At 60.2% G+C, this 17,887-nt stretch carries 16 protein-coding genes; 11 read left to right on the forward strand and 5 right to left on the reverse strand.

What is annotated here, in order from left to right; translation table 11 throughout:
• Positions 1-193: 193 nt before the first annotated feature.
• The 3 genes from CKW18_RS22120 (at position 194) to CKW18_RS22130 (ending at position 2,871) form a co-directional block, all read left to right on the forward strand.
• Positions 194-1,342, forward strand: coding sequence for an aldose epimerase family protein (locus CKW18_RS22120; protein WP_095190754.1), 1,149 nt, complete (start codon positions 194-196; stop codon positions 1,340-1,342).
• Between the two features lie 207 nt (positions 1,343-1,549).
• Positions 1,550-2,371, forward strand: coding sequence for an aldo/keto reductase (locus CKW18_RS22125; protein WP_095190755.1), 822 nt, complete (start codon positions 1,550-1,552; stop codon positions 2,369-2,371).
• Between the two features lie 29 nt (positions 2,372-2,400).
• On the forward strand, positions 2,401-2,871 hold the full coding sequence (locus CKW18_RS22130) for a DUF1810 domain-containing protein (RefSeq protein ID WP_095190756.1): 471 nt from the start codon (positions 2,401-2,403) through the stop codon (positions 2,869-2,871).
• Here the strand turns inward: CKW18_RS22130 and CKW18_RS22135 are convergent.
• Positions 2,836-5,196, reverse strand: a complete 2,361-nt coding sequence (locus tag CKW18_RS22135) for a DNA polymerase II (protein ID WP_170947301.1) — start codon at positions 5,194-5,196, stop codon at positions 2,836-2,838. The two genes, CKW18_RS22130 and CKW18_RS22135, sit on opposite strands and share 36 nt — an antisense overlap.
• 200 nt (positions 5,197-5,396) lie before the next feature.
• Between CKW18_RS22135 and CKW18_RS22140 the strand changes: the two genes are divergently transcribed.
• Positions 5,397-5,837, forward strand: coding sequence for a CBS domain-containing protein (locus CKW18_RS22140; RefSeq protein WP_008084932.1), 441 nt, complete (start codon positions 5,397-5,399; stop codon positions 5,835-5,837).
• Between the two features lie 138 nt (positions 5,838-5,975).
• On the opposite strand, the gene CKW18_RS22145 is transcribed toward CKW18_RS22140, so the two are convergent.
• On the reverse strand, positions 5,976-6,599 hold the full coding sequence (locus CKW18_RS22145) for a glutathione S-transferase N-terminal domain-containing protein (protein WP_095190758.1): 624 nt from the start codon (positions 6,597-6,599) through the stop codon (positions 5,976-5,978).
• Between the two features lie 232 nt (positions 6,600-6,831).
• On the opposite strand from CKW18_RS22145, the gene CKW18_RS22150 reads away from it, so the two are divergent.
• From CKW18_RS22150 to CKW18_RS22165, 4 genes are all read left to right on the forward strand, one after another.
• Entirely contained in the window at positions 6,832-7,353 is a 522-nt protein-coding gene (locus tag CKW18_RS22150; protein WP_095190759.1) for a DUF3455 domain-containing protein, read from the forward strand.
• A 220-nt stretch (positions 7,354-7,573) separates the two neighbouring features.
• Positions 7,574-8,107 (forward strand): sigma-70 family RNA polymerase sigma factor, encoded by a 534-nt coding sequence (locus CKW18_RS22155; protein WP_095190760.1) that lies wholly within the window; start codon positions 7,574-7,576, stop codon positions 8,105-8,107.
• The gene (locus CKW18_RS22160; protein WP_095190761.1) at positions 8,104-8,790 is read left to right on the forward strand and encodes an anti-sigma factor domain-containing protein; all 687 of its coding nucleotides are present in this window, start codon (positions 8,104-8,106) and stop codon (positions 8,788-8,790) included. Before CKW18_RS22155 ends, CKW18_RS22160 begins: the two co-directional genes overlap by 4 nt.
• Positions 8,791-8,922: 132 nt before the next feature.
• Positions 8,923-9,402, forward strand: coding sequence for a hypothetical protein (locus tag CKW18_RS22165; protein ID WP_095190762.1), 480 nt, complete (start codon positions 8,923-8,925; stop codon positions 9,400-9,402).
• 71 nt (positions 9,403-9,473) lie between these two features.
• Here the strand turns inward: CKW18_RS22165 and CKW18_RS22170 are convergent, their stop codons facing one another.
• The gene (locus tag CKW18_RS22170) at positions 9,474-10,565 is read right to left on the reverse strand and encodes a DUF1615 domain-containing protein (protein WP_095190763.1); all 1,092 of its coding nucleotides are present in this window, start codon (positions 10,563-10,565) and stop codon (positions 9,474-9,476) included.
• Between the two features lie 229 nt (positions 10,566-10,794).
• On the opposite strand from CKW18_RS22170, the gene CKW18_RS22175 reads away from it, so the two are divergent.
• On the forward strand, positions 10,795-12,999 hold the full coding sequence (locus CKW18_RS22175; RefSeq protein WP_095190764.1) for a TonB-dependent siderophore receptor: 2,205 nt from the start codon (positions 10,795-10,797) through the stop codon (positions 12,997-12,999).
• A 213-nt stretch (positions 13,000-13,212) separates the two neighbouring features.
• Positions 13,213-14,748, forward strand: coding sequence for an FAD-dependent oxidoreductase (locus tag CKW18_RS22180; protein WP_095190765.1), 1,536 nt, complete (start codon positions 13,213-13,215; stop codon positions 14,746-14,748).
• A 130-nt stretch (positions 14,749-14,878) separates the two neighbouring features.
• Here CKW18_RS22180 and hemB read toward each other — a convergent pair whose 3' ends face one another.
• Together hemB and CKW18_RS22190 are read right to left on the reverse strand one after the other, a co-directional pair.
• Entirely contained in the window at positions 14,879-15,853 is a 975-nt protein-coding gene (gene hemB, locus CKW18_RS22185) for a porphobilinogen synthase (RefSeq protein ID WP_095190766.1), read from the reverse strand.
• Positions 15,854-16,102: 249 nt separating this feature from the next.
• Positions 16,103-16,801: a glutathione binding-like protein gene (locus CKW18_RS22190; RefSeq protein WP_095190767.1), complete on the reverse strand. Its 699-nt coding sequence runs from the start codon at positions 16,799-16,801 to the stop codon at positions 16,103-16,105.
• Between the two features lie 315 nt (positions 16,802-17,116).
• Here CKW18_RS22190 and CKW18_RS22195 point away from each other — a divergent pair, with 315 nt between their 5' ends.
• Entirely contained in the window at positions 17,117-17,791 is a 675-nt protein-coding gene (locus CKW18_RS22195) for a histidine phosphatase family protein (protein WP_095190768.1), read from the forward strand.
• Positions 17,792-17,887 lie beyond the last annotated feature (96 nt).

Below are 17,887 nucleotides of genomic sequence, written 5' to 3' on the forward strand. Positions count from 1 at the left end.
GCATCCTGGCCATGGATAGAGCCGCCAATTGCCGAAAAGTGCAGTGTCCGCGTGGTTTCCCGACCTTCGGCAACAATTTAGTCCGACTTTATTTTTGCAATAAACGTTTAATCCGCTATAAATTCTGGTTCACGCCTCAATTAGCATGACTATTAACCTGTTTTGAAAACAACAACAAAAAGGAAGGTCAACCATGCTTCAATCCCGTCACCTGCTCTCCGGCCTCGGACTGTCCCTTATGATCGCCACCCTCTCCGCCAACGCCGCCGGCCTCAGCGCCGAACACAAAGCCTTCGGCAAAACCAATGACGGTACGCCCGTCGAGCAATACATCCTGCGCAACAGCCACGGCATGCAAGCCACCGTCATCACCTACGGCGCGACCCTGCAATCGCTGTTGGTGCCGGACAAACAAGGCAAAGCCGCCGACGTGGTGCTCGGTTTCGACGATGTGCAGGGCTACCAGAAAGGCACCGCGTACTTCGGCGCGACCATCGGCCGTTTCGGTAATCGCCTGGCCGACGGCGCCTTCGAACTCGACGGCAAGCGCTATCAAGTGCCGCAGAACGACAAGTCCAACGCCTTGCACGGTGGCACTCAGGGCTTCGACAAGCAGGTCTGGAAAGCAAAGGAAACCAAAGACAAGGATTCGGTCGGCGTGACCTTGACCTATCTGTCGGCGGACGGTGAAATGGGCTTCCCCGGCAACCTCACCACCGAAGTGACCTACCGCCTGACCGACAACAACAAACTGCGCATCGACTACAAGGCCAGCACCGACAAACCGACCGTGCTCAACCTGACCAACCACAGCTACTTCAACCTCGCGGGCGCCGGCAATGGCGACATCCTCAAACAGGTCGCCACCCTGCACGCCAGCCATTACACCCCGGTCACCGCCAAGCTGATCCCGACCGGCGAACTGGCGCCCGTGGCCGGCACCCCCATGGACTTCACCAAGCCCACGGCAATTGGCACGCACATCAAGGCGGATCACCCACAGTTGAAATTCGCCGAGCCGAAACAGGGCGGCTTCGATTTCAACTGGGCGCTGGATACCAAGGGCGATGTGAGCAAAGTCGCCGCCGAGGTCAGCGATCCACAGTCCGGCCGGCATTTGCAGTTGTTCACCAGCGAACCGGGCGTGCAGTTCTACACCAGCAACTTCCTCGACGGCACCGTCAAGGGCAAGGGTGGCAAGGTCTATCCGCATTGGGGCGCGTTTACCCTGGAGACGCAGCATTATCCGGATTCGCCGAACCAGCCGAACTTCCCGAGTACGCGGCTGGATCCGGGGCAGGCTTATACACAAAGCATCGTCTTGAAGTTCTCTGCCAAGTAAGAAGCTCAAGATCAAAAGATCGCAGCCTGCGGCAGCGCCTACAGGTGGTCGTTCCCGCGCTCCGCGTGGGAACGCCGCCCGGGACGCTCCGCGTCCCAACAGCGGACGCAGAGCGTCCATTGAGGCATTACCACGCAGAGCGTGGGAACGATCTGTACACTCCTGCTGCCCACTAAAGGTATCGACCGCTTCAGAAAGGAGGTTTGAATGCGTACCCTCGAATTGGCCGGCTTGCAGGTTCCGGTGATTGGCCAAGGCACCTGGCGCATGGGTGAAGACCGTTCGGCGCACAATCGTGAAGTCACCGCGCTGCGCACCGGCATTGAACTGGGCATGACCCTGATCGACAGCGCAGAAATGTACGCCGAGGGCGGTGCCGAAACCGTGGTCGGCGAAGCCATTGCCGGTCTGCGTGATCAGGTGTTTCTGGTCAGCAAGGTCTACCCGCACAACGCCAGTCGCAAAGGTATCCCGCAGGCGTGTGAGCGCAGTCTGCGCCGGCTCGACACTGATTACATCGACCTCTATCTGCTGCATTGGCGCGGCCAGTATCCGCTGGAAGAAACCGTCGAAGCGTTCGAACGCCTGCGCGAGGACAGCAAGATCGGCCGCTGGGGCGTGTCGAATTTCGATGTCGATGACCTTGAAGAATTGGCGTCACCGGCCTGCGCGACCAATCAGGTGCTCTACAACCTGGAAGAACGCGGTGTCGAGTTCGATCTGCTGCCATGGTGCCAACAGCAGCGCATGCCGCTGATGGCCTACTGTCCGATCGGTCAGGGCGGCGCGATGCTGGCTGATCCGGTGTTGAAACAGATTGCCGCTCGTCACAGCGTGACCCCGGCACAGGTTTCGCTGGCGTGGATTCTGCGTCAGGATGGTGTGATTGCGATTCCCAAGGCTGTGCGGCCGGAACACGTGCAACTCAATGCACAAGCGGCGCAGTTGCAACTGGAGGCCGGGGATCTGGCAGCGCTGGACCAGGCGTTTCACGCGCCCAAGCGCAAGCAGCGGCTGGCCATGGTCTGAGCCACCGCCGACTGGCAGAGGGCTTCGCGATGAGAAGCACTGATCAGTACGACCCGTTCAACCTGCAACGTTTTGTCCTGGCCCAGGATCCGGCATTCGAACGGATCCAGCGCGAACTCGACGAAGGCCGCAAGCGCAGCCACTGGATGTGGTTTGTCTTCCCGCAGTTCGCCGGGTTGGGCGGCAGTGAGATGTCCCGGCGCTTCGCCATCGGCTCAGCCGAAGAAGCCCGGGCCTATCTGGATCACCCATTGCTCGGCGCGCAGCTGCGCACGTGTACGCAGCTCGTGCTGAATGTGCGCCAGCGTTCGATTGCCGAGATTTTCGGCCATCCCGACGACTTGAAATTTCACTCTTCGATGACGCTGTTCGCCCAGTTCACCGCAGACGACAGCCTGTTCAATCAGGCGCTGGAACGCTACTTCCACGGCATTCTCGATGAATGGACGCTGCAGTTGCTGGACTCAAAACAGGCCCAGTTGCCCCCCGATCAGGGTTGAGAAGTCGTCGTCGACAAACGGCAGGATTGCATCCGCCACCGGTTGCAGTTGCCGGGTGATGTAGTGGTCGTAATCGATGGTGGATCGGCGCACTTCCAGCGGTTCGGGACCAGCCAGGGTGATCACATAGCTGATCCAGCCACCGTTCTGGTATTGCCGCGGGCGCCCGTGCTGCGCGTTGTATTCGTCGGCCAGCCGCGCCGCGCGCACATGGGGTGGGACGTTGCGCTCGTAATCGTCGAGGGTGCGGCGCAGGCGTTTGCGGTAGATCAGCCGATCATCGAATTCGCCAGCCAGGGTTTTGCGCACGTAGTCGCGCACATAGTCCTGATAGGGTTTGCGCTGGAAGATCCGCTCGTACAGTTCCTGCTGAAATTGCCGGGCCAACAGCGACCAATCGGTGCGCACGGTTTCCAGGCCTTTGTAGACCATTTCTTCAGTACCGTCGGCGCGGGTAACCAGGCCGGCGTAGCGTTTTTTGCTGCCCTCCTCCGCGCCACGAATGGTCGGCATCAGGAAGCGCTTGTAGTGAATTTCGTACTGCAATTCGAGGGCACTTTCCAGCCCGTATTCGTCACGCACATGCTCGCGCCACCAGTCGTTGACGTGCTTGACCAGCGCATGGCCGATGGCCGCCGCCTCTTCTTGCCCATGAGGGCGACGCAGCCAGACGAAGGTCGAGTCGGTGTCGCCGTAGATCACCGCGTGGCCCTGCTCTTCGATCAGTTTGCGCGTGCGCAGCATGATTTCGTGGCCGCGCAGGGTGATCGACGACGCCAGCCGCGTATCGAAAAACCGGCAGCCGCTGGAACCGAGCACGCCATAGAAGGCGTTCATGATGATCTTCAGTGCCTGCGACAGCGGCGCGTTGTGTTCGCGCTTGGCGGTCTCGCGGCCCTCGGCGACTCGCGAGACGATCGACGGCAGGCAATGCCGGGTGCGCGAGAATCTGGCGCCACGAAAGCCCGAGACCGAGTCGGTATCGTCCGGGTGCTGCAAGCCTTCGATCAGCCCCACCGGGTCGATCAGAAAGGTGCGGATGATCGACGGATAAAGGCTTTTGTAGTCGAGCACCAGCACCGACTCATACAGCCCCGGTTGCGAGTCCATGACAAAGCCGCCGGGGCTGGCCTGCGGCGGATTGGTGCCCAGATTCGGCGCGACGAAACCCTGACGGTGCATCAACGGCATATAGAGATGCGTGAACGCCGCCACCGAGCCGCCGCTGCGATCCGCCGGCAGGCCGGTAACGCTGGCGCGCTCGAGCAAAAACGTCAGCAGCTCGGTCTTGGCGAAGATTCGCGTGACCAGTTCGCAGTCCTTGAGGTTGTACTTGGCCAGCGCCGGTTTGTCCTCGGCGAACATGCGGTTGATCTCGTCCATGCGCTGATACGGGTTGTCGATCGACTTGCCTTCGCCTAGCAAGGTCTGCGCGACGTTTTCCAGACTGAACGAAGGGAAACTCCAGGTCGCCGAACGCAAGGATTCGATGCCATCGATGATCAGCCGCCCCGCCGCCGAGGCGAAGTAATGGTTGCGGCTGCCGTGTTCGCGCCACTGCATCTCTTCGCCGCCACGGCCGATTTTCAGCGGTACGCCGAGGCGCCGTGCGTGTTCGTGGAGGATGCGCAGATCGAACTGCACGACGTTCCAGCCGATGATCGCGTCGGGGTCGTGCAGCGCGAACCAGTCGTTGAGTTTCTTCAGGATGAGCGTGCGTGAGTCGCAGTATTCAAGGTCGAAGTCGACGATGCTGGCGTCGCCGTTCGGCGCGCCGAGCATGTATACCTGACGCTCGCCACAACCTTCCAGCGCGATGGAATACAACTCACCGGTTTCGGTGGTTTCGATGTCCAGCGAGACCAGTCGCAGCTTCGGCCGATACTTGGGATCGGGTTTGAGGTGGGTGTTGAGCAATGTGCCGTCGGCATCGGCGGTGCCGCTGAACAGCACCGGCGCGGTGATGAAACGCTCCATCAGATAGCGCTCCGGCGGGCGCACATCGGCCTCGAAGACATCGACGCCGTGGCGGTTGAGCGCGGTTTCCAGACGCATCAACTGACCATGTTGCTGGCAATACAGACCAAGCACCGGGCGATGTTCGAAATCCTGCAGGGCCAGGGGGCGCAGTTCGACGTTCTTTTCATCGTGCAGCAAGCGTTCGGCGGCTGCACGCTGCTCGGCGGGGATAAACGCCACCGACGGCTGATGCGGCAAGCGCACACGGCGCGGCCCGGCGTCGGTCGCCAGCCAGAACTCGACTTCGGTGCCGGCCGGGGTATCGCGCCAATGCCGCGTCAGGACGAAGCCCTGCTGTAAATCCACCACTGCGACCTCGGGAAATTGAATCTGCCGGGCATTCTACGCGGCATCGCACGCGATGGCCCTCGTGAAAAATCTCGCGCAGACAATTAAAAAAACCGCCAAATGACGTTTTTTGCGTGTTATCTGCCGCTTTGCCACCTTGCCCTGAACGCCAGCGTCTACGATGCTTGGGTAACAACGACAACACCTGAGTAACCGCCATGAAGACCGTCGCCCAACTGCTCAAGCTCAAAGATCAGAAAAATCAGGAAGTGCACCAGATCAAACCTGATCACATGGTGCTCGAAGCGCTGATGAAGATGGCCGAGAAAAACGTCGGCGCCTTGCTGGTGGTGGAAGACGACAAAGTGGTCGGCATCATCAGTGAACGCGATTACGCGCGCAAACTGGTGCTGCATGGCCGCTCATCAGTGGGCACACCGGTTCGCGACATCATGGTGGCCAACGTGATCACCGTGGACACCCACCAGACCGTCGACACTTGCCTGGGCATCATGTCCGACAAACGCCTGCGCCACTTGCCGGTGGTGGAGAACGGCAAGTTGATCGGTTTGCTGTCGATCGGTGACCTGGTGAAAGAGGCGATTGCCGAACAGGCGGAGCTGATCAAACAGCTTGAGCAGTACATTCGCGGGGAATAATCCGCGGCCCTCCAGACAGCAGAAATCCCCTGTGGGAGCGGGCTTGCTCGCGAATGCGGTCGGTCAGTCGATAGATGAATTGACTGACCGACTGCATTCGCGAGCAAGCCCGCTCCCACCTTTGGTTTTCCGGTGGGATCAGGCCGGCCAATGCCGGGCGAAGACAGGCGCCAGCACCGGATGCCGGTCAATTCTCTGCAACCACGCATAAAACCCCGGCCGCGTCTGGCGCAGATGCTCGCGGCTGCCCGCCCAACGCGTCACCACCGCTGCCAGCACATCCAGCGCACCCGGGGTTTCGTCGTCCAGGTACAGCTCGGCGGAAAACTGGTCGGCAAACACCTCCCAACTCCAGTGCAGACGCTCACGGGCGCCGGTCATCAGATTCTGCCGCGACGCTTCGTCAGGCATTACCAACCAACGTTCGGGATAGTCGACAACGCCGATGGCTGCGTAGCAATTGCTGACGATGTACACCAGGCCGCGAATCGCCTGATCGCGGTCGTCTGCCTTGGCCGGCAGCAAGCCGGACTGGGGAAACGTCAGGCCCAGATGAATCAGAATCGCCGCGCTCTCGGTAAGGGTGCTGCCATCGGGCAGTTGCAAGGTCGGAATCTGTTTCAACGGGTTGAGCTGCGCCAGCGCCTCGGCAGCTTCGCTGCTGGCTTCGATATCGATGAAGCGATAGGCGATCTGGCACAGCTCCAGCGCTGCTTCGATGGCGGCTGCGCCTGAGTTGCGATGTCCGTAGAGCTGATACATATCTCCCCCCCTTCTGTTGATCAGCCATCCCTCGTGACAAGGGCGCCTGTCGAATCGTCACGACCGGCTGCGAAGCAAGCGCTAAACCCGCCACGATGATCTATCAGTTGTAGTGCATTTCGCTGGAAAAATTTATTTTCTGCCCAGTGCATCCAATCCGTTCTCTGCCGGGTAGTCCTAGTAACAGCCGTTCTTGGCTGCCAGCGATCTACCCCTTTCGGAGAACACACTGATGAACACCACACAGCTGATTTGCTTCACCGGTTTGCTCGCAGCGTCCTCGGCAGCCTTCGCCCAAAGCAGTTACCCCGACACCATCAAAGTCCCGGACGGCCACAAGATCGCGCTGGAAACCACCGGGGTCGGCGAGATCACCTACGAATGCCGCGACAAACCCAATATGGCCGGGCAGACCGAGTGGACCTTCGTCGGCCCCAAAGCGGTGCTCAACGATCGCAGCGGCAAACAAGTCGGCACTTACTTCGGCCCACCGGCCACCTGGCAGGCCAAGGACGGTTCGAAAGTCACCGGCACGCAATTGGCGGTAGCGCCGTCGAGCCCGGGCAACCTGCCCTATCAACTGGTCAAGGCCAACCCTGCTGAGGGCAAAGGCGCGATGACCGGCGTGAGCTACATCCAGCGCGTCGCGCTCAAGGGTGGCGTGGCACCGAGCAGCGAATGCACGGCGGCGAACAAGGGCAAACAGGAAACGGTGAAGTACCAGGCGGATTACATTTTCTGGGCGGCGAACTGACGTTCAGCACCACGCAAAAATATGGCTTCAGTGGGAGGGGGCTTGCTCCCGAATTCGGTGTGTCAGTGAAAGGGATGCTGGCTGACACACTGCCTTCGGGAGCAAGCCCCCTCCCACAAAGGCAATCCAGAAGGGAACCTAAAAGTGCAATTCACAGGGCTGCCTGCAAGGAAATTCTGGTTGTCTGGATGTTTGCGGAATGTGAGCTAGATTGCACGACATGCCTTTGCCCGAATCTGCATTTGATTACGAAGCCCGTCTCGCTGCCTGTGCCCGCGGCGAGCGGTCGGCCCTGCGCGATTTGTATGTGCAGGAAGGCCCGCGCCTGCTCGGCGTGGCCAAACGGCTGGTACGCGACACGGCACTGGCGGAGGACATTGTCCATGAGGCATTCATCAAAATCTGGAACGGCGCGGCGGGGTTTGATCCGGCGCGCGGTTCGGCGCGTGGCTGGATGTTCACCGTGACCCGGCATCTGGCGCTGAATCTGCTGCGCAATCAGGCTCGGGAAACCCCGTTCAGCGAAGATCACGAAATGCCCGCGCACGACAATGACTTCGATACCCAGGCGCATTCGGCACGCATCGATCGCTGCCTGGAACAGCTCGATCCGCAACGCCGAAGCTGCATCCTTCATGCGTATATCGACGGCTACAGCCATGCGCAGATTTCCCAACGGTTGGGCACGCCGCTGGGCACGGTCAAAGCCTGGATCAAGCGCAGCCTCAACGCCTTGCGGGAGTGCATGGGATGACCACTGAATCGGAACGCGATGAGCTGGCCAGCGAATATGTGCTCGGTACACTCTCGGCTGAACAACGGATCGGGGTGCAGGAACGCTTGCCGAATGACCCGGAGCTGCGCGCGGCGGTGGACGCCTGGGAACGGCGGCTGCTGGAGCTGACGGACTATGCCGAATCGCAGCAACCGTCGGCACTGCTGTGGCCACGGATTGAGCGCAGCGTCGAGCGACTGACGCAAAAAACGCCCACAACGTCATGGTGGAATCTGCTGCCACTGTGGCGCGGTTTGAGTGCTGCCGGATTGGCCGCAACCTTGGTATTGGGTTCAATCCTGCTGACCCAGACCACGCCGAAACCCAGTTATCTGGTGGTGCTGGTCGCGCCGCAGGACAAGGCGCCGGGCTGGGTAATCCAGGCCAGCAACTCGCGGGAGATTCAGTTGATTCCGCTGGGTGTGGTTGAAATACCGGCGGACAAGGCTCTGGAATTCTGGACCAAGGCTGACGGCTGGCAGGGTCCGGTATCACTGGGGCTGGTCAAGCCGGGGCAGGCACTGAAAGTTGAACTGGATAAACTGCCGCCACTGCAAGCCAATCAGTTGTTCGAGCTGACGCTGGAAGGTGCCAACGGCTCGCCGATCGGCAAACCGACCGGGCCGATTCAGGCGATCGGGCGCGCGGTGAAGGTGCTGTGAGGCTCTAGACTGAGGGTCCTGGCAATCATCATCGGCGTCGATGTTCACCATCACGGCAATGAAGTTCTCATAAAAAATCTCCGGCGTAACATCCGCTCCATACCAACCAATAACACCCCGGAGCACACCATCATGAAACGCCAGACTCTTCTCAGCATCGCTTTCTCGGTTTTCGCAGTTAACGCTTTTGCCGCCACTCCAGCCCACACGATGATCGCCGCTGATGGCTCTGATCGTCTGTACCAGAACGCCGTTGCTGCCGACGGTTCGGATCGCCTGAAAGGCAACACCGTCGCGGCTGACGGCGCGGATCGCGTGAAAGGCAACACCATCGCGGCTGACGGCTCGGATCGCGTGAAAGGCAACACCATCGCGGCTGACGGCTCGGATCGCGTGAAAGGCAACACCATCGCGGCTGACGGCTCGGATCGTGTGAAAGGCAACACCGTCGCCGCTGATGGCTCGGATCGCGTGAAAGGCAACACTATCGCGGCTGACGGCTCGGATCGTGTGAAAGGCAACACTGTCGCGGCTGATGGCTCGGATCGCTTGAAAGGCAACACCGTCGCTGAAGGTGGTGCTGATCGTCTGAACGAACTGCGCAACGCTTGAATGAATGGCGTCACCGCAACAACCCAGAGAAACCCGGCTAGCGTTAGCCGGGTTTTTTATGTCTGGCGGTTTTATCCGGCCTTGGCCATACAGCGCTTGTAGCGCTCATCCACCCGTTTGGCGAACCACGCGGTGGTCAGTTTTCGGGTGATTTTCGGGCTCTGCAGCACGATCCCCGGCAGCACCGCACGGGGCAATGTCTTGCCTTCGGCCTTTTCCGCCAGCGCAAACACCTCTCGATAAAGCTTGGTCTCTTCGAATTCCAGGGTTTTGCCCTTCTCCAGTTGATCGCGAATGGACGGATTGCGCATGCCCAACGACTTGCCGAGAGTGCGCACCGCCAGTTCGGTGCCGCCGGGCATGATCGAGTCGTAGCGAATCAAGTCGCCGTCCAGCGCCAACGGGATGCCGGACGCGCGACTGACTGCGTTCTGGAACGCCGCGTTGCGGCTGGCGTACCAGCCGGCGTTGAAGTCGGCAAAGCGATAGAGCGGCTCGCGGTAACTCACCGGGTATCCGAGCAAATGCGCGATGCCGAAATACATGCCGCCACGCCGGCTGAATACTTCGCGGCGGATCGTGCCGTTGACCGGGTACGGGTAATCCTTGGCGTGCTGTTCGGCAAATTCGATGCTGACCTGCATCGGCCCACCGGTATGCACCGGGTTGAAACCGCCGAACAGCGTGCGCCCCATGGGCACCCTGCCGATGAAGTCATCAAAAATTGCGCTCAACTCTTTTTCGCTACGCGCGCTGCTCAGGCGTTCGCTGTAGCTCTTGCCGTTGGTCGAACGCACTTGCAGGGCGCCGCTGACCAACAGGCTGGGGATATGCACTTTGGCGGCGCGGCGGTCGATTTCGTCGCGAGCGATTTTGCCCAGGCCGGGCACGCTGGGGTCGGCCTGAAAGGTCGATTCCTGCTCAGCCACGGCCAGCACCGAACACAGATTCTGGGTGGTCGGGCTGATGTCTTGTGCAGCGAACGCGACGTAGATATCGGTGGCCCAACCTTGGCGATCAGCGGTTTTGCTGGGCATCAGGCGCACGATTTCGGCTTTCACTTCGGCCGGAGGTCGTGGTGCGGGTTCGCCGCTGCGCTGGCTGGCGCAACCGGCCAGTACGAGCATGGCGGCGAGGGTTATCAGTAATCGAGGGGTGTGCATGTTGCTCCATCCAGTCCGTTGAGCCGGGTTCACCATACGATCAATGGTATGGCGCAGGCTAGGACTGCGCCGTTCCAGAGCTGTTCCGCACGCTTTAATCGTGATGACAAACTGATTGCAAAACGTTACTGAGAAAACCTATCATTTGCACCTGGAGTCGCATTTGCGCAAGGAGTTCCCGCGCCGCCTTAACCTTTTCTCATCGGCCGTGCGCCTCCAGGTACGAAACATGCCCGCTTCAGCCCGACTTGCCGTCCCGTTCCGCCCGACGCTTCTCGCCCTGCTGTGCTCCCTGACTGTCACTGCCCATGCCGCTGAAGAAGACGGCAAAGAGTTGGTGCTGGACAACGTCAACATCAATGCCCACGCCCCAGCGCCAAACGCCTTGCCACCGGTTTATTCCGGTGGTCAGGTCGCTCGTGGCGGCCAGTTGGGCGTGCTGGGCAATCAGGACATGATGGACGTACCCTTCAGCGCCGCGTCCTACACCGAGCAACTGATTCAGGATCAGCAAGCCGAAAACGTCGCTGACGTGCTGCTCAATGATTCGTCGGTACGCCAGGCGTCCGGCTTTTCCAACCAGTCGCAAGTCTTCATGATCCGTGGCCTGCCGCTGAACGGCGACGACATTTCCTATAACGGCCTGTACGGCGTACTGCCAAGGCAGATCATTTCCACCGACGCCCTTGAGCGCGTGGAAGTGTTCAAAGGCCCCAACGCCTTCATCAACGGCGTTACCCCAACCGGCTCCGGCATCGGTGGCGGCGTCAACCTGCAGCCAAAGCGCGCCGGCGACGTGCCGCTGCGCCGCTACACCACCGACATCAACAGCGAAGGCCGCATCGGTCATCACTTCGACATCGGCCAGCGTTTCGGTGAAGACAACCGCTTCGGCGCACGGATCAACCTGTCCCAGCGCGAAGGCGATACCGGCATTGATCACGAGAACCAGCGTTCGAAACTGTTTGCCATCGGCCTCGACTATCGCGGCGATGCGCTACGAATTTCCGGCGACTTTGCTTATCAGAAAGAACGCGTCAACGCTGGCCGCAACTCGGTCAACCTCGGCACCGCCACGCACATTCCGGATGCGCCATCAGCCGACACCAACTACGCGCCGAAATGGGGCTACACCGACATCGAAGACACCTTCGGCATGCTCCGCGCCGAGTACGACCTCAACGACAACTGGACCGCCTACGCGGCCGGCGGCGCCAAGCACACCCGTGAAGTCGGGCGCTATAACTCGACCACGCTGGTCGGCAACAACGGCGCATCGTTCACCACCGGCTCGTTCATTCCCCACGATGAAGACAACACCAGTGTGATGGCCGGCCTTAACGGTAAATTCAACACCGGCCCGGTCAGCCACAAGCTCAATTTCGGCCTGACCGGGATCTGGACCGAACAGCGCAGCGCCTATGATTTTGACCTGACCAAATACGCCAACAACATCTACCACCCGGTGCAAACCCCGTCGCCGGTCGGTAACTTTTCCGGTGGCGATGTGAATGACCCGGGCATCGTCGGCAAAACCTTCAACCGCAGTATCGCGATCTCCGACACGCTCGGTTTTTTCGATGATCGACTGCTGATCACCGCCGGCCTGCGTCGTCAGCAATTGGTCGTGCAAGGTTACGGTTACGCCAGCTACGGCAGCGGCCCGCGCTCTTCGAGCTACGACGAGTCGATCACCACGCCGGTGTACGGCATCGTATTCAAGCCGTGGGAGCACGTTTCGTTCTACGCCAACCACATCGAAGGCCTCGCCCAGGGCCCGACCTCGCCAACCAGCGCCGGTGGCTTTCGCGTGACCAACGGCAACGAAGTCTACGCACCGGCCCGTTCCAAGCAGACCGAGGCCGGGGTGAAAGTCGACATGGGCACTTACGGCGCGAGCCTGGGTGTGTACCGCATCGAGCAGCCAAGCGATGGCTACTGTGAAATCGACAGCGCCACCACCTGCACCTACGTGCGTGAAGGCGAGCAGATCAACAAAGGCGTGGAAATGAACGTGTTCGGCGAGCCGATCAACGGTTTGCGCCTGATCACCGGCCTGACCCTGATGGACACCGAATTGAAGAACACCCTCAACGGTGCCAACGACGGCAACCGTGCGATCGGCGTGCCGACCTTCCAGTTCAACGCCGGCGTGGATTGGGACGTGCCCGGCCTGCAAGGCGTCGCGCTGAATGCGCGGATGCTGCGCACTGGCGGTCAATACGCCGACGCCGCAAACAACCTCAGCCTGCCGACCTGGAACCGCTTCGACGCGGGTGCGCGTTATGCCTTCAAGGTCTCGGAGAAAGACGTGACCTTGCGTCTGGGCGTGGAGAACCTGGCGAACAAGAAGTACTGGGAATCGGCTCAGGGCGGTTATCTGACCCAGGGTGAACCGCGAGTGGCGAAGTTGTCGGGCACTATCGACTTCTAAGTAACGCCACGGCACGAGAAAGGCCCCGCAGCTTCACGGTTGCGGGGCCTTTTTGGGTTTTGTGGCGCTTGATAAGGCCACTTCGCGAGCTGGCTCACTCCCACAGGGGACTGCATTCCAAAGTGGGAGCGAGCCTGCTCGCGAAGACAGCCGGGCCTGGCCACCCTCTCCTTCTGATCCATACTTGCTCCTCAGCAAACGGAGGACAGGCCCATGAACCGCAGCGACGTCCTGATCATCGGCGCCGGCCCCACCGGCCTGGTGCTGGCCCTGTGGCTGAGCAAACTCGGCGTGCAAGTACGCATCATCGACAAAACTTCTGCCCCCGGCACCACCTCCCGGGCGCTGGCTGTACAGGCGCGAACGCTGGAGCTGTACCGGCAACTGGATCTGGCCGACACCATCGTGCGCAACGGCCATCGCGTGGCGGCGGCGAACTTCTGGGTCAACGGCAAACCCGTCGCGCAGTTACCGCTCAACCGCATCGGCGAAGGCCTGACGCCCTACTCCTTCGTTGAGATTTTCCCGCAGGACGAACATGAACGGCTGTTGATCGAACGCCTTGAAGACTATGGCGTCAGCATCGAACGCAACACGACGCTGGAGAGTTTCGCGCAAACCGGCGACGGCCTCACCGCGCACCTGCGCCTGCCCGATGGTGAACAGGAAATCTGCCAGGCCTGCTATCTGGCAGGTGCAGACGGCGCCCGTTCGGTGGTGCGCAAATCCCTCGATGCCGGGTTTCCCGGAGGCACTTATCAGCAGATTTTCTACGTGGCGGATGTGCAGGCCAGCGGCCCGGCAATGAACGGCGAGTTGCATCTGGATCTGGACGAAGCGGACTTTCTCGCGGTGTTTCCACTGGCGGGCGAAGGCCGTGCACGACTGATCGGCACCGTGCGCGACGAACGTGCGGAGCGCGCCGAAACACTTGAGTTCTCTGACGTCAGCAGCCGCGCCATCGAACACCTGAAAGTCCATATCGAGGACGTGAACTGGTTCTCCACCTACCGCGTGCATCATCGTGTGGCTGAGCATTTTCGCAGTGGTCGCGCGTTTTTACTCGGCGACGCGGCACACGTACACAGCCCCGCGGGCGGCCAAGGCATGAATACCGGCATCGGTGACGCGATCAATCTGGCGTGGAAACTCGCCGCCGTGCTCAGCGGCGGTGCCGAGGCCAAACTGCTCGACACTTACGAAACGGAACGCATCGCCTTCGCGCGGCGACTGGTCTCGACCACCGACAAGGTCTTCAGTTTTGTCACCGCCGAGGGGCGCATGGCGGATTTGCTGCGTATGCGTGTGGCACCGTTTCTGATCCCGAAAATGGCTTCGTTCGAGGCCAGTCGCGAATTTCTCTTTCGCACGGTGTCGCAAGTCACCCTCAACTATCGCGGCATGCCGCTGAGCCAGGGCACGGCCGGCCACGTCCACGGCGGCGATCGTTTGCCTTGGGCGCATGACGGTGAAGGGGATAATTACGAGCCGCTACGCCAGCCCTGCTGGCAGGTGCATGTGTACGGCGACACCAGCGACGAAATGATCGCCTGGTGCCACGAACATCATCTGCCATTGCACGTGTTCGACTGGCGCCCGGCGTTTGAAACGGCAGGGCTGGGGCGAAATGGCTTTTACCTGCTGCGCCCGGATACCTATGTGGCGATTGCCGATAACAGTGCCGATCCGAAGGTGATTGAGCGGTATTTCCACGATCATGGGATCCGCCCGTTTTTCAACTGCGCCTGACTAAAGAAAACCATGAATCAAATGTGGGAGCGAGCCTGCTCGCGAAATCGGTGCATCAGCAACAGCTATGCTGGCTGACACGACGCCTTCGCGAGCAGGCTCGCTCCCACAGTTAAATCTGCGCTGTTGCTTAGATCCCGGCCAACGCCAGATCCATCGCAAAGTAAGTGAAGATCAGATCCGCACCCGCGCGTTTGATTGCGCCCAGGCTCTCACGCACCACACGATCTTCATCAATCGCCCCGGCCTGTGCGCCGAACTTGATCATCGCGTACTCACCGCTGACTTGATACGCCGCCAGTGGCAGGTTCGAGGCTTCCCGGATATCACGGATGATGTCCAGATACGCGCCGGCCGGTTTGACCATCAGCGCATCGGCGCCTTCCTGCTCGTCGAGCAGCGATTCGCGCAGGGCTTCGCGGCGGTTCATCGGGTTCATCTGGTAGCTTTTGCGGTCGCCCTTGAGCGCGCTGCCACCGGCCTCGCGGAACGGGCCGTACAGCGCCGAAGCGAATTTGGTCGAATAGGCCATGATCGGAATCTGGGTGAAACCGGCCGCGTCGAGTGCCTGACGAATCGCCCGCACCTGACCGTCCATCGCCGCCGACGGGGCGATCACATCAGCACCCGCGCGCGCTGCTGCCACGGCTTGTTTGCCGAGGTTGACCAAGGTCTGATCGTTGTCGACTTCATGATTGTGCATCACGCCGCAATGGCCGTGATCGGTGTATTCGCAGAAGCAGGTGTCGGACATCACGATCATTTCCGGCACGGCATCCTTGGCGATGCGCGACATGCGCGAGACCAGACCGTCTTCGCGCCAGGTGTCGCTGCCGTTGCTGTCCAGATGATGGGACACGCCGAAAGTCATCACCGACTTGATGCCGGCACGGGCGTAGCGCTCGATCTCGCTGGCCAGTTTGCGCTCGGGAATGCGCATCACCCCGGGCATGCTCTTGATCGGCACGAAGTCGTCGATTTCTTCCTCGACAAAAATCGGCAGCACCAGATCGTTCAGGCTGAATTCGGTTTCCTGGAACAGACTGCGCAGGCTCGCATTGCGGCGCAGACGGCGGGGACGTGCTTCGGGGAACTGGCTGGACATGGGGGTTTCCTGAAACCTGCAGATGAGACGAAAGTCGTAGGGGGCGAAGCTTATGCCTTGCGGGGGTTGGCGTACAAACCTGGATCAATCAAGAGTGCATTACTGCTCATGCAACAATCCTCCAGAACACCAAAATCACTGTGGGAGCGAGCCTGCTCGCGAATGCGGTGTATCAGCAACAAAAGTGCTGACTGACACGATGCCTTCGCGAGCAAGCCCGCTCCCACAGGGGATCATCAGTGCTGCAGATTACGAAGGAATGGTCAGACCGCGAATGACTGCGGGACGTGCGAGAAAGCGCTCCAGCACACGGGTCACGTTGGGGAAATTGCTGATGCCCACCAGATCGCCCGCCTCATAGAACCCGATCAAATTGCGCACCCACGGAAACGTTGCGATGTCGGCAATGGTGTAGCGCTCGCCCATGATCCAGTCGCGTCCTTCCAGACGGCCATCGAGCACCTTGAGCAGGCGTTTGCTTTCATCGACATAGCGATCACGCGGACGCTTGTCTTCGTAGTCCTTGCCGGCGAATTTGTTGAAGAAACCCAGTTGGCCGAACATCGGGCCGATACCGCCCATCTGGAACATCAGCCACTGAAGGGTTTCGTAACGCAGAGCACCTTCCTGCGCGAGCAATTGGCCGCTCTTGTCGGCCAGATAGATCAGGATCGCACCGGACTCGAACAATGGCAGCGGTTGGTCTTCAGGGCCGTGGGGGTCGAGGATCGCCGGGATCTTGTTGTTCGGGTTCAGCGACAGGAACTCCGGGGACAACTGGTCGTTGGTGTCGAACCCGACGCGGTGCGGCTCGTAGGGCAGGCCGATCTCTTCGAGCATGATCGAAACCTTGACGCCGTTGGGGGTGGGCAAAGAGTAGAGCTGAATCCAGTCTGGGTACTGCGCGGGCCACTTTCGGGTGATCGGGAACGCGGACAGATCGGTCATGGGAAGCATCCAGTCACAAATGAAAGGCCTGAGCATAATCCAGGATCATCCGCTCTAGCGCGGGTTCTTTTCGCAGGCGACCAAGTGCTTACTTAAATTCGCAACATCCTGTCGCTAACCTGCGCACAGGCCATTGCGGGTTGCCGCTAGAGTGCTGCGCACTTGTGCCGATCGAACCAACCGGCCTCAGAGGACTCTGAGTTATGCCTTTCGCAAAGGAAAGCGCACTACGACATGGAAAACACCCGGTGCTGGGAGCCTGCGGTGTAAAGGTTTGTCAGCCTTAACCGAACACGCTAAAGAATCTTTTATTTCATGACGAACCTTATGAGTTTCGCCAAACGCTTCAAACACCGCGCCTATGTGGCCCTGCCCTCCCTGTTGGCGGTCAGCGCGTTGTTCCTGTCGCTGGAATCCAGCGAAAGCCGTGCGCAACCGGTGGACGGCACGCAGACCCTGGTGTTCCTGCGTCACGCGGAGAAACCCGAGGGCGGTCTCGGCCAGCTCAACTGCCAGGGCCTGAACCGCGCCATCGATCTGTCGACCTTGCTGCCGGAAAAATTCGGTAAGGCTGACTACGTGTTCGCCGCCAACCCGACGCGCAATGTCGAGGAAGGCGAGCTGGACAATTCCTACAGCTACATTCGCCCGCTGATGACCATCAGCCCGGCCGCGATCAAGCTCGGCCTGCCCGTGAACATCGAATTCTCGGCCAATGACACCAGCGATCTGGCCCGCGAACTGCTCGAAGACAAGTATCACAACTCGACGATCTACACCGCGTGGTCACATGGTTATCTGCCGGAGCTGATCAACAAGGTGGCGGGCAAAGCGGTCGGCGAGAAACAGAACATCACCGATGACTGGTCTGGCAGCGACTTTGATTCGCTGTATGTGCTGACCCTGACCTGGCACAACGGCAAGGCCAGTTTGCAGAGCCATAGCTACAAGCAGGGGCTGGATAATGGCAAGGAATCTTGCCCGACTTGAGTTTTGTGCGGGCTGGGAAGATCCATTCGCGAGCAGGCTCGCTCCCACACTGGATCTGTGTCGATCACAAATCAGTGCCTGACTCAGATCTCCTGT

This window comes from Pseudomonas sp. Irchel 3E19 (genome assembly GCF_900187585.1).
In the GTDB taxonomy this organism is placed as follows: domain Bacteria; phylum Pseudomonadota; class Gammaproteobacteria; order Pseudomonadales; family Pseudomonadaceae; genus Aquipseudomonas; species Aquipseudomonas baetica.

Coding starts and splice junctions, on each gene's coding strand:
- CKW18_RS22120 (WP_095190754.1), top strand. CDS start 194: ATGCTTCAATCCCGTCACCTGCTCTCCGGCCTCGGACTGTCCCTTATG.
- CKW18_RS22125 (WP_095190755.1), top strand. CDS start 1,550: ATGCGTACCCTCGAATTGGCCGGCTTGCAGGTTCCGGTGATTGGCCAA.
- CKW18_RS22130 (WP_095190756.1), top strand. CDS start 2,401: ATGAGAAGCACTGATCAGTACGACCCGTTCAACCTGCAACGTTTTGTC.
- CKW18_RS22140 (WP_008084932.1), top strand. CDS start 5,397: ATGAAGACCGTCGCCCAACTGCTCAAGCTCAAAGATCAGAAAAATCAG.
- CKW18_RS22145 (WP_095190758.1), bottom strand. CDS start 6,599: ATGTATCAGCTCTACGGACATCGCAACTCAGGCGCAGCCGCCATCGAA.
- CKW18_RS22150 (WP_095190759.1), top strand. CDS start 6,832: ATGAACACCACACAGCTGATTTGCTTCACCGGTTTGCTCGCAGCGTCC.
- CKW18_RS22155 (WP_095190760.1), top strand. CDS start 7,574: ATGCCTTTGCCCGAATCTGCATTTGATTACGAAGCCCGTCTCGCTGCC.
- CKW18_RS22160 (WP_095190761.1), top strand. CDS start 8,104: ATGACCACTGAATCGGAACGCGATGAGCTGGCCAGCGAATATGTGCTC.
- CKW18_RS22165 (WP_095190762.1), top strand. CDS start 8,923: ATGAAACGCCAGACTCTTCTCAGCATCGCTTTCTCGGTTTTCGCAGTT.
- CKW18_RS22170 (WP_095190763.1), bottom strand. CDS start 10,565: ATGCACACCCCTCGATTACTGATAACCCTCGCCGCCATGCTCGTACTG.
- CKW18_RS22175 (WP_095190764.1), top strand. CDS start 10,795: ATGCCCGCTTCAGCCCGACTTGCCGTCCCGTTCCGCCCGACGCTTCTC.
- CKW18_RS22180 (WP_095190765.1), top strand. CDS start 13,213: ATGAACCGCAGCGACGTCCTGATCATCGGCGCCGGCCCCACCGGCCTG.
- hemB (WP_095190766.1), bottom strand. CDS start 15,853: ATGTCCAGCCAGTTCCCCGAAGCACGTCCCCGCCGTCTGCGCCGCAAT.
- CKW18_RS22190 (WP_095190767.1), bottom strand. CDS start 16,801: ATGACCGATCTGTCCGCGTTCCCGATCACCCGAAAGTGGCCCGCGCAG.
- CKW18_RS22195 (WP_095190768.1), top strand. CDS start 17,117: ATGACGAACCTTATGAGTTTCGCCAAACGCTTCAAACACCGCGCCTAT.